This window comes from Ectothiorhodospira shaposhnikovii (genome assembly GCF_047222355.1).
Classification (GTDB): Bacteria; Pseudomonadota; Gammaproteobacteria; order Ectothiorhodospirales; family Ectothiorhodospiraceae; genus Ectothiorhodospira.
In genome coordinates this window covers 444,551-455,283 of sequence record NZ_CP178333.1, presented here as the reverse complement: position 1 = coordinate 455,283, position 10,733 = coordinate 444,551, and the positions used below count along the sequence as shown (strand labels likewise).

Genomic DNA, 10,733 nt, shown 5'->3' with positions numbered 1-10,733 from the left:
GATTCCGGCACCAGGCCGAACATCGCTCATCCATATCGCCCAACCCATCGAATTAATTATTTTAAAATCAATAATCTAGAATCGATAACGCAACGTGCCCGCGATCAGGTGCGAGGTGTAATCCGGGCTTTCCTGATCCAGCAGGATGAGGTTGCCGACACCGGTCACGCCCACGCCATCCAGAGCCCAGTCCTTTTCCCGGTAACGCTCCACCATGTAGCGCAAACGGAAATCCAGGTTCTGGCGCAGTCGGTAATCGCCGTAGAGGCTGAATTGGGTCAGGCGTGCCTCCAGGCTGGGATAGACGCCGTTGCCGAGCTCGGACCTCACCCGGGCACGGCCCGAGCTTTCGATATGAATCAGCTCGGTCCCCAGGGTCAGCTTGCCCGGGCGAACCACGTATTCACCACCCAGGCCCAGGGTCAGGGAGTCCTCATCCCGCTGCGAACGCCAGAACTCGCCGCCGGGACGGGTCGGGGTCGGTGCCCGGAAACCGTCCTGATCCGCCTTGACGTTCTCGTAGGCATAAAAGGCAAAGGCAGTCATCCGGTCAGTGGGGACATAGGAGACATCCATGGCCCAGATCTGGCGCTCGGCGGACTGCAGTCCCAGCTCGGAACGTGAATAGTCATCGTCGATCCACTGCACCCGTGGCGTGAATTGCAGCCGGCCATTGGCCTGGAAGGTGGCCAGCAGGGTGATGCTCTGACGGTCACGATCCGCCAGGTAGTACTTGCGCAGGGCTTCGGGTGCCGTGTCCCGCTCCCAGTTGGAACCCCGCTGTTCGGCATACTGGAATTCAGCGCTGAGGGTGGTGCGTGGAATCGCCCGGGTGCGAATGCCGGCCTTGTAGGCGGTTTCATCCGTGCGTTCCCGGTCATCGAAGGTCCGTTCCCGCTCGTCCCTGACCACCCCCAGATTTAGATAGGTCCGATCCTGCACCCGGTAGCTGGCATCCACGTGATAGCGGTGCTGGGTGGAACTGACCGGACGTGAAGACCAGGTCCGTCCGTTGTGTTCCACGTCATAGGCGGAGGTGCGGTTGTCACGGTCGTCGTAGCGATACCCCGCGCGTAGGTTCAGCCGCTCGTGGGGACGGCCGCTGGCCCGCAGATTCACCAGGGTGGTATTGATCTGACCGTCCAGGGATGAAGGCAGCCCCGCGAACGCCTCCACGAACCGCTCATCCTGGGTCATTCTGCCCAGGGCCACGTCGGCACCGACCCGGGCGGTGCTGTCGGTGAAGGTATAACCGATGGAACCGGTGATCTGATGAAACTGATTGTCCGGTTCCAGCGCCACCGTGCGGCTCGGTGCGTTGTCCCAGTTGGCCACCGTGGCGTCGGGGACCTCCAGGCTCTGGCCGTCACGCTGGGAGAAGACGGACAGGTGATACCCCAGCCGTCCTTGCAACTGTTCACCGTCATAGGTGATATCGGCTTCGAAGCGCGTGGTCTCGTAGTCCACCGGCACCGGTACCACGGCGGATCGCTGCAACGCCCAGAAGTAGTCGTTGTTCACACCCCGGGCAATGAGGCCGTCCTTGCGGTCGTAATGCACCGCCGTGCTGGCCCGCCAGCGGGTATCCAGATTGACCCGCCCCCCCACGCTCAGACGCTGACGGTGGGCGCCCAGATCCACATCTCTCAGGAAATCCTCGGCCGTTGCGGCCCCGCCGCCGGCCGGCAGGCTCAGATTTCCCGACCCGGTCCCACGGTAAGGCGTGCCCACGTCCCGATACTGATAGCTGGGCATTTCCTGGTAATAGAGGAAGGTGCTGTAGCGTCCCCGTTCGCCGGCATCCAGTTTCAAGCCGCGGGAATCCAGTCCGAGGTTGCGGCCTTCCAGCCGCCAGTAGCGATTGGTGTCACCGTCATGGGGATCCAGCCCGCGCAGCAGGAACCCCAAATCCAGGAACACACCGGCCTGATCGACGCCGGTAAAGCGTCCCAGCCGGAAGGAGTCCTCGCTCAGATAACCGACGCCGGCCCGGATCTCCTTTCTCACGATCTGGTTTGATCCCTCCTGGGCGGCCAGGGTCAACGGCGTGGCCAGACCCACGGCGCAGACCGTGGTGGTCAAGAGTGATTTCGACATTCTGCTCATGATTCTCTCCTCGCACCTCATCCACCGGCAGTTGCCGGTGACGGTTGGCCTCATTCCTTGAACACGAAGCCACGGGGATGGTTGGAACCGTGGACCTGGCTATGGCAGTTCAGGCAGCTGCGACCCTGCACCCGGAAGTCCATCCGCGCCCCGGTGAGTGCCACGTCGGAATGGGAACCCAGGTGGCACTGCTGACACAGCATGGGGGGACGGCTGACCAGCATCGGCCGGTGGATGGAACCGTGGGGGTCGTGGCAGGTGGTGCAGGCCTCCCGGGCCGGGTTGTGTTCCCACAGGAAGGGTCCCCGCTTTTCGGCATGGCAGTTGTAGCAAGTCTCATTCACCGTATGGCCGATCAGCTTGCTGGGGCCGGGCGTGCCATGGGGGTTGTGGCAGTCGGTACACTGCATGAGGCCTTCAGGGACCGGATGATGGGAGGGCTTGCCGAAATCGGCGCGACGATCCAGATGGCAGGCACCGCACACCTCAAGCTGGGTATCGGCCTTGAGCAGTCTTGGGCGCTCATTGTGCATGGCATGGCAGTTGACGCAGGCCAGACCGGAGAATTCATGGGTACTGCCGTGCCAGTGGCGACGGGCGCCCTCCTCATGACAGCTCAGGCAGGGCTGGTTCATGCGCTCGGCGGATTCCTTCTCCGGATTGAAGAAGATTTCCATCCCCGCCCCATGACAGCGATTGCACATGCCCTGGGCAAACGGCGTGCGCTCATCCGCGAAGTTGGCGTGGGGTGTCCTGAAGATACGCTGCACGTGTTCCTGGATACGGGCGGAGCGGTCCACCTCCAGCTTGGGCACCTTGTCAACACCCCGCACGGGCCGCTCGGGATCACCACCCACCGCCCAGGCGGGCGCCACGGGTACCAGCACCATCGCCAGTGCAATGCCGAATACGAGTAACCAATGCCTCATCACAACCCCCTCTGGTTTGCCCCTGTTTGTTATTGCGCAGGCCCTGTGCAGACCTGGAGGTCAGCATCGACTGCTGGATGGTGGGGCAAGGTTCGCCAGCCTGCTGATGCAGGATGCGGGCCAACAAAAAAACCATATGTAAATCGTTGATTCTTATGTTGACCCCCGGGTTGAAACGATCATGGCCGGTGGTTAAAAACAGATCGACCAACGCCGGGCTGGTAAAAAATCTTCCAGCACCCCACCCTTCAGCTCGAATGGAATCAAGGCCGTCAACAGGCGCGGTCATCGGCGATGACGTGAGCAGGTTATGATCATCTTGCGCAGAGAATGAACAGCACCAGCGCATTCGATCCCCCAGGATTCGGGGAAAAGTGCGCATCCGGCATCAACGCCGGGCATCCCGACAAGCCCCGGCATCGATCGCTAAAACCATTGAGATCACAAGCTTTTATGCGCACATAAACCAAGAACGGAACGGGGTGTCCGTCGTCGGGGCATCACGCCCATGAAGTGATGCAAGCAGGATGGCACGCTCTCTGCAGAAGGTCTCGACGCTGTCAGCACACGACAAAAGCGAGATAGAGGAGAACAGCAACATGAGTGACAAGAATGCTTCCATGCAGCGTCGCCGGTTCCTGAAAATGAGTGCGGCCGGTGCCGCGGTCACCATCCTGCCCCTGTCATGGCACACAGCCCTGGCGGCAGAACGCCTGGATCCGAACAGCGCACAGGCAAAGGCCATGAGCTATGTGGAGAATGCTTCGGATTCCACCCACAGTGCCTATAAGGAAGGCCATAACTGCGCCAACTGCCTGATGTTCAGCGATCCATCCCAGGCGGAATGGGGACCTTGCGCCGTCTTCCCCGGCAAACTGGTGGCGGCCGGCGGGTGGTGCAACGCATGGGTGACCCGTGGCTGAGCGGCTGCGCTGCCGACCAAAAGCTGTCAGATCCAACAAAAAAATGAGAACTCTTCCCAAAAAATCAGGCCAGGGACTTGATCCTTGAACAACGCCGGGAAATGATTCTCTTCGATCCCAGAGGCAAGGACGCCCCCCATGTTCACGGCTGCCGGTGGCGCCTCCGATCAGGAGGTCCATTACTTTGACGACACGGAAGTTCTCACCATCTTTCGAGGGGGTAGCCTGTCCTGGCGCACCCAGAACCCGGGGCTCCTGGGCCTGGGCATGGCGGCCCTGGACAATGGCAGTATCGGCATTGCCCAGGGCCTGCCCGTCTTCCCCTCTCTGGAACAAGGCCGGCGGGCACTCAAGGCCTGGCTCGGAGGACAGGAAACCGCGCATCTGACGCTGGCCGGCCTCTATCGCCGCATTGATCCCGACTGGACACTACCGGAGACCTCCACGCCGGATGGCGGGCGAACAAGCCGTTGTCCACGGACCGGCCTGGGTGGTGATGTCCTGCTGGGCAGGCTGAACCCGGGAGACATTCGAGCCATCGCCGATGCTGTTGAAGCTCACATCGGTCTGATTCCGGGCACCATCCTCACCCGCCCACTCAGTTCGGGAGAACCTGAGTCCGGTCACGCGGGAGGCGACTCACCCCGGACTTCCGGTAACCGGAACATCGCCATCAACGGTCGCAGCGCGGTCCATGCCGGCTCGGAAGGCATCCTCACCACCATCGACGTCTGCCGCACCCGCATCGGCAAAAAGTGCAAACCCATCCCGTACATGAATGTGGCCGAGAGCATGGATGCCGTCGGCACCGCCGGCAGCATCCTCATCAATGGTCACCCCGCCTGCCACCTGGATTCACGGTTTTCCAGAAGTCGAGGCGACGAAGCCGGTCACTGCGGTGGCCTTCGCTCCGGTACCCGGCAGGGTCATGCGGAGTTTCTGACCGCTTCCGGCAATGTCTTTTTCGAAGGACGCCCGGCCGTCCGGCAATTCGACCAGATGGTTTCCAATTGCCGCAACACACCGCCGGCACCCTTGATGCAGCCAGGCTGCGCACCCCCGCCTGAAATCGATCTCGAGATACTGCAGGCACCGCCTGTCGAGGAATCTCCTTACGCCCTGCGTCTGGACATCGATCTGGATCGCGCCGAAGGAAAAGGACTGCTGATGGAATTGACAACCCAGGGTTCCACCCAGCGACACATGGAAGCCTACCCCGAACCGGAACCCGGTCACCGAGGCCATCATCGGATGATCTTCACCGGGCTCGAAGAAGCGCCTGTCGACCTCGCATTGCGGCTGGATGATCCCTTTCACGGCATCTACCGGGTTCCGCTGGCCAGTGGAGTCATGCCGCGGAAAAGGAACCTTGCAGGTGACCCGGAACTCAGGGTGCATCGCCACCACCATCAGTTTGCCGCTATCGTCCTGCATCGGGCACTGGACCTGGATCAGCGGGAAACCGCCCCGATACGTCCCGGATGCCGGGTTTACCTCTTTCGTGACGGACATCTCTGGCGGGAACTGGAAGCCGGCCCCGAGGGCAGTTGGTTTGAAGTCAACCTGACTCAATGGCAGGGCCAGGACGAGCGGCCTGCGCACTGTCCTCTGGGCGCGAGAATACTCCTACCCCACTACGTGGCAGGACATCTCCATGAATATCACCTGGCCATGAGCGAGATCCCCTGGCACTGGGAACGGATCGAGGGTTTTGGGGGGATGGCGTGGGGGGATTTGAGGAATCAATCCTCATCAATATCAATGAACACAAATAAGCCTAACCGTAATGATTCGATTGTGGCAGAAAGGTTTCAACCTCTATGTTTAGGCAGAGATAGCGCAAGGTCGGGTCGCCTTGGATATAACGCAGAACATGGAGGGCAACCACGTAGACATTTTCAGCTGCAAGACGACAGAAATGACATGCTCACATTACGAGACGCCTCCAGCTGTCTTATAGCAATATTTCAAGACCCCTTGCAGATGACAAGAGATTTAAAAAATCAACTAGACGAGCAACTAACCACACTAGAAAAAATTGAAGAATCCGCCACAAAAGGAGAAATAGCACTTGGAAGACTGATCCAGAAAATGATAGAGAAAAACCCAGAACTAACAAAAGTAGCGGACACCATAAGAATAAAAAGAAGACTTACCGAACTGGATCAAATAACAACCAGATCCAACAACATAAAAAACTCAACAGAAAGAAAATTAGCAAAAACACTAAACTCAATAGAGTTTAAAAGATCCATGGAGGATTTTACCAGCAGCAATAACCCGGAGACACGTGCCATAGGGATATTGCACTGGGGATATGCGGTTTTTGAAAATGAGTCTCAAGAATCTCTGGGCTATCTATATAAAATAGCGATAGGAGAGACAGAGGAAATCCCAGTTATCAATGGCAAGGATAGCGAAGCAAGATCAATCCTATACACCTGGCTTGAAAACGAAGAAAGACTAAAAACAAAAAGCAAACCCTTAGAAAGCCTAAAGGAAATTGACCGATTAAAGTTAATCACATTCTCCGCAGGCGCCATTGAAGGCATATTACAGGCACTGACAGAAGCCACGCTGAACATAAACACTGAAACACCAGAGAAAGGAATTCAAGAAACAGCAGAAATGCTAAGTAGGATAACAAAAGTAAGGCTTGAAATAACAAAAACCAAACTAGAAGAAATCAATAGCACAAACATAATCGGACAGACAATAATTCAGTCCAAAAAAATAAAATTACCGAAACCACCAAAAATAATCGACCCAGTACACTACATCCAGATCAGCCAAAATATTACATCCAGCCCACACTACAGAGCAACTGCAAACTCCATAAAAATACCAATAATCACAGCAAACATCTTCAGCGCCGCAAGCAATCCAAAAAATGCAACACTTGAAGAACATCTAAACCTAATGTCCGCCTTATCAACTCTTGCGATATTCGCAATAAATGAATTAGAAACAGAGACAGCAAGAAAAATCGCTAACAGAAAAAGCTTCCATGAAAGAATGCTACAAAGAACAAGCAGACGATTGACCCGTGGCGCAGGGCTTATAGAGTCTGCAACTGCCTTAATAGCCATAAGAAATGGAATCAAGTCTCAAAATATGGGCCAAGCCTTCGGCGGCTCACTAATATTTATTTCAGGAGCTATAACTTTTCTCATCCCAGCAGGATCAGGAATAATAATACTAACAGCGCTAGCTATTGGCGCATTAGGGCAAGCAATAATAACAGCTAACACAAGAAGCAAAACAGAAAAGGCAATAATAAATAGCCACTTTGGAAAAACACCAAAAACAAAAAGCAAAAACCAAATAAAAAAGGAAATTGAAAAAATAATAATCTCGACAATAAGAATAAAGCTAGAAACAAAAATTCACGACATCAAGTCAAACAAAATAAAAAACAAAAAACCGAAAACCCACGAAGATCTAGTAAAAATTCACAGAAAAACACAAGATCTAGGCCCGGAAGACCCAGTCATCATCGAAATAATAATATCCACTCAACCCAACTTGATAAAAAGACAAAACATCAGCGGCAGCATACAATTAAATTATTACAAAACCACCAGAAAAATCACGAAAAAAACAAAATCAAAAACAACAAAAACAGAAGAAGAACAAAGAATCCACTTATATCTAGAAGCAAAAAGAAAAGAAATAATACATGGAATAAAAACAAAAATAGAAATAAAGCTACAAGGGATAGAAAACGAACTTACCGAAAAAATAGAGCAGACTTGGCCGACGAACAATATATTTACGAAAAGACATCGCTAAAAATCAGTCAACACAACAAACCATAAATAAAAATAGCATGAGCATCGCAAGATCAACTATAAAGTCACCACTAATTGAAACCTTCAAAAGATCTGACGTAAGGATATCAAAAGAAAAAAATACATCACTAATTTCAGAAAAGAATATCGCAAAGATAAAAAACAATGAACTACAAAATCCGGCGCCAGCAAGACATGATGAAAACTTATTAATATACGGAGACAACAGTTGGAGCTCAACCATTGACACGATCGCTACAACAATGCTTCTAGCTGGAGTAATCATGCCGATATCGGCATTTTTTTACAATATAAATCTATGGATGACGTGGCTTATCCTGCTAATACCCGCGGGTATTTTATTATTCAAAATAACCGACCACAAAAAACACAACAGATTCGTAATCTTTGACAAAAAAAATCAAATCGTCCACATCCCGAAACTGCTATCAAAAAGACAAGACACTGTAAATTGGAGCGACATATCATTCTTAATTCACGACATTCATAACCCAGTTAAGCCAACAAAATACGAAGAAACACACCTAAGCATCATAAGACCACCAGCCGACTTAATTACCAACGGAGCGCCAAGCGCCTACCTGACATACAAACTAATAAACATATCAGACTGCCTGGAAAACAAATACACAGCGGAAGAAGCAGAAGAAATTTACTGCTACATATTAAGATTCATGGAAAACAAAGACCAAAATCACCAAGAAGATGCGCAAGCAAAAAAGAACGCGCCTATAAATATCAATTCTGAAGACTGGCAATGGTCACTACTAAAAACTGAAAAACTACCAAAAGAACCCAACTGGATACGCCACCCAGACGGCAGATGGGAGAGAATTGGGCCCGGAACTGTTATCAGGAAAACCCTTTTTGATAGCATTTTAAAAAACAAAAAGATGGATAAAGACATCATTTGACAAATTCAATTCAACATCAGGCAATCCAACATCAGGGAAAAAAGCCCCCTCCCTGCCGTCATTCCCGCGAAAGCGGGAATGACGTATTCAAACTATGCCTTATCCAAGGTTTCAAGCAAGCAGACCGGTTTCCACATCAAATATTCAAATGGAGCGCAAAAAAAGAAGCACTCTGAAATTCACTTCAGAGCGCTTCTCGTTGACCTGCCTTGACTTATTACCAATCCAGAAACTCAATGACTTGACTTTTCAAGGCTTTTATTTTCCTCTAAATCAAGCATCCATACCGGCCAAATTGTATATGTTTAATTAGCGAATTAAAAATCAAGACTGAGCGGCCAGATACGCTTCCATGGTTTCCGCATCTACCGCACGGACAGTGCTGCCCAATGGACCGACGCCGATACGTGCCACATGGTTGCCACTCTTCTCCTGTCCAGGCTTAAGTACCCACAGACGCCCATCCTTCGCCTCTACCTGGAATCCGGGCTTGGCGGCCAGATATTCCAGCGCGGTATCACGGTCCACGGCACGCACTGTCATCCCCTGGGGACCCGCACCGATCAGGGCCACGTGCTCACCACTTTTTTCCTGGCCCGGCTTGAGCACCCACAAACGGCCATCCGAGGCCTCCACCCTGAATCCAGGGCGATCAAAGGCTGGGCTATCCCCACGTTTTTGCGGGCGGAATTCCTTGTGAAACAGTGGGATAAGGGGAGGTGGGGGTGGACATGCACCGGCAAGATCGTGATTCTTTAAGGTGACGAAGCCAAAAAAGAGCCACGAAACACACCGATGCACGCCACGGACCTGATTCACGCAAACTTGGGGGTTGCTTGTCAATCCATTCACCGCACCCGCTTCAACGCGCTGCTGATCGCCACGGCGGCGGCTCTGGACGGGCAGACCACCTCGGTCACCGGTCTTGGCCGGGCATCGCAGCGAAAGATCACCGAAAAGGCGAGCATCAAGCAGATGGATCGGCTCATCGGTAACCCCAGGATGCATCGAGAGGCGGCGACGGTTTATCAGGCCATGGCTCACTGGCTGGTTGGGCAGGAAGAGCGCCCAGTGATCTTGGTGGACTGGTCGCCGGTGGCGGTGGATGAGAGCATTCACGTGTTGCGCGCCTCGGTGCCCGTGGGCGGCCAGGGAAGAACCCTGTACCAGGAGTGCCACCCTCAGTCCAAGTACGCTAACCGCGAGATCCAGGAGGACTTTTTGAAGCGCCTCTCGGAGGTCTTGCCCGCCGGAGTCCGCCCGGTGATCGTCACGGACGCCGGTTTCAAGAAACCCTGGTTTCGCGCCGTGGAAGCTTTGGGCTGGGACTGGGTGGGCCGAGCGCGAGGTCTGGTCCAGATGACGCGGCCAGGCGAGGACATCTGGCTCAATACCCGCGAATTGGGATGCTTGCTGGATGAAAATCAGCCGACCTTCATGGGTGCCTTTGCCATGACCCGCCACGATTCCCTGGAATGCCAGGTGTATGGCCTGCGCAAGCGCCTTCAGGGTCGTATTCATGCGACCCGGTCTGGCCGGCGCGCCCAGGCTGGCAAGAGTCGCGCGCATGCAACTGGGCAGAGAGAGCCCTGGGTCATTGCCACCTCCCTGCTTGGAGGGGCGAAGATCACCGACCGGGTGATAGCGCTCTATTCGCTGAGGATGCAAATTGAAGAGGATTTTCGTGCCAGCAAAAATGAGCATTATGGACTTGGCGTGAATCGTTCCCGCTCCCGCTCTGCGCAAAGATTTGATGTGCTGTTGCTGATTGCCGCCCTGGCCAGTTTTGCGGCCTGGTTGGTGGGTCTGGCGGCAGAGCATGAGGGACGCCACCGTCATTACCAGCCCAACACCGCGAAGCGACGGGTGTTATCCCATTTTTTCCTGGGCTTGAGAGTGCTGCGGCGAGAATCAGCCAACATCCTCGACGACACCTTACAGCGCATCAGATCGACCATACGAACCGTGTTTGCCGCCGGGATCCCTGCATGATTTCGTGGGGATACTCCAGGATCAAAGGGGCCCTTCATGTCAGCCTGTTTTGACACC

The 10,733-nt window shown here is 53.9% G+C and carries 8 protein-coding genes; 4 read left to right on the top strand and 4 right to left on the bottom strand.

Features of this window, described 5'->3' with window-relative positions; all coding sequences use genetic code 11:
- Positions 1–75 precede the first annotated feature (75 nt).
- From ACLF6L_RS01945 to ACLF6L_RS01935, 3 genes are read right to left on the bottom strand one after another with little or no spacing between them, the layout of a single operon-like run.
- On the bottom strand, positions 76–2,106 hold the full coding sequence (locus tag ACLF6L_RS01945) for an MtrB/PioB family decaheme-associated outer membrane protein (protein WP_238617752.1): 2,031 nt from the start codon (positions 2,104–2,106) through the stop codon (positions 76–78).
- A 50-nt stretch (positions 2,107–2,156) separates the two neighbouring features.
- A complete protein-coding gene (locus tag ACLF6L_RS01940; RefSeq protein ID WP_238617753.1) occupies positions 2,157–3,035 on the bottom strand; it encodes a DmsE family decaheme c-type cytochrome in 879 nt (292 codons plus the stop codon).
- Positions 2,953–3,417, bottom strand: a complete 465-nt coding sequence (locus tag ACLF6L_RS01935; RefSeq protein WP_412852234.1) for a hypothetical protein — start codon at positions 3,415–3,417, stop codon at positions 2,953–2,955. Before ACLF6L_RS01935 ends, ACLF6L_RS01940 begins: the two co-directional genes overlap by 83 nt.
- Positions 3,418–3,634: 217 nt before the next feature.
- Between ACLF6L_RS01935 and ACLF6L_RS01930 the strand changes: the two genes are divergently transcribed.
- From ACLF6L_RS01930 to ACLF6L_RS01920, 3 genes are all read left to right on the top strand, one after another.
- The gene (locus ACLF6L_RS01930) at positions 3,635–3,958 is read left to right on the top strand and encodes a high-potential iron-sulfur protein (protein ID WP_238617754.1); all 324 of its coding nucleotides are present in this window, start codon (positions 3,635–3,637) and stop codon (positions 3,956–3,958) included.
- A 138-nt stretch (positions 3,959–4,096) separates the two neighbouring features.
- Entirely contained in the window at positions 4,097–7,750 is a 3,654-nt protein-coding gene (locus tag ACLF6L_RS01925; protein ID WP_412852233.1) for a PAAR-like domain-containing protein, read from the top strand.
- Positions 7,751–7,787: 37 nt separating this feature from the next.
- The gene (locus ACLF6L_RS01920) at positions 7,788–8,684 is read left to right on the top strand and encodes a hypothetical protein (protein WP_412852232.1); all 897 of its coding nucleotides are present in this window, start codon (positions 7,788–7,790) and stop codon (positions 8,682–8,684) included.
- Between the two features lie 324 nt (positions 8,685–9,008).
- On the opposite strand, the gene ACLF6L_RS01915 is transcribed toward ACLF6L_RS01920, so the two are convergent.
- Complete coding sequence (locus tag ACLF6L_RS01915; RefSeq protein WP_412852231.1) at positions 9,009–9,320, bottom strand: hypothetical protein; 312 nt, start codon at positions 9,318–9,320, stop codon at positions 9,009–9,011.
- A 159-nt stretch (positions 9,321–9,479) separates the two neighbouring features.
- Between ACLF6L_RS01915 and ACLF6L_RS01910 the strand changes: the two genes are divergently transcribed.
- Positions 9,480–10,676 carry an IS4 family transposase gene (locus ACLF6L_RS01910; protein WP_412851734.1) on the top strand — a complete coding sequence of 399 codons (1,197 nt, stop codon included), beginning with the start codon at positions 9,480–9,482 and terminating at the stop codon, positions 10,674–10,676.
- Positions 10,677–10,733 lie beyond the last annotated feature (57 nt).

Excerpts from the sequence above, each read along its gene's own strand:
- ACLF6L_RS01945 (WP_238617752.1), bottom strand. The coding sequence starts at position 2,106 with ATGAGCAGAATGTCGAAATCACTCTTGACCACCACGGTCTGCGCCGTG.
- ACLF6L_RS01940 (WP_238617753.1), bottom strand. The coding sequence starts at position 3,035 with ATGAGGCATTGGTTACTCGTATTCGGCATTGCACTGGCGATGGTGCTG.
- ACLF6L_RS01935 (WP_412852234.1), bottom strand. The coding sequence starts at position 3,417 with ATGCGCACTTTTCCCCGAATCCTGGGGGATCGAATGCGCTGGTGCTGT.
- ACLF6L_RS01930 (WP_238617754.1), top strand. The coding sequence starts at position 3,635 with ATGAGTGACAAGAATGCTTCCATGCAGCGTCGCCGGTTCCTGAAAATG.
- ACLF6L_RS01925 (WP_412852233.1), top strand. The coding sequence starts at position 4,097 with ATGTTCACGGCTGCCGGTGGCGCCTCCGATCAGGAGGTCCATTACTTT.
- ACLF6L_RS01920 (WP_412852232.1), top strand. The coding sequence starts at position 7,788 with ATGAGCATCGCAAGATCAACTATAAAGTCACCACTAATTGAAACCTTC.
- ACLF6L_RS01910 (WP_412851734.1), top strand. The coding sequence starts at position 9,480 with ATGCACGCCACGGACCTGATTCACGCAAACTTGGGGGTTGCTTGTCAA.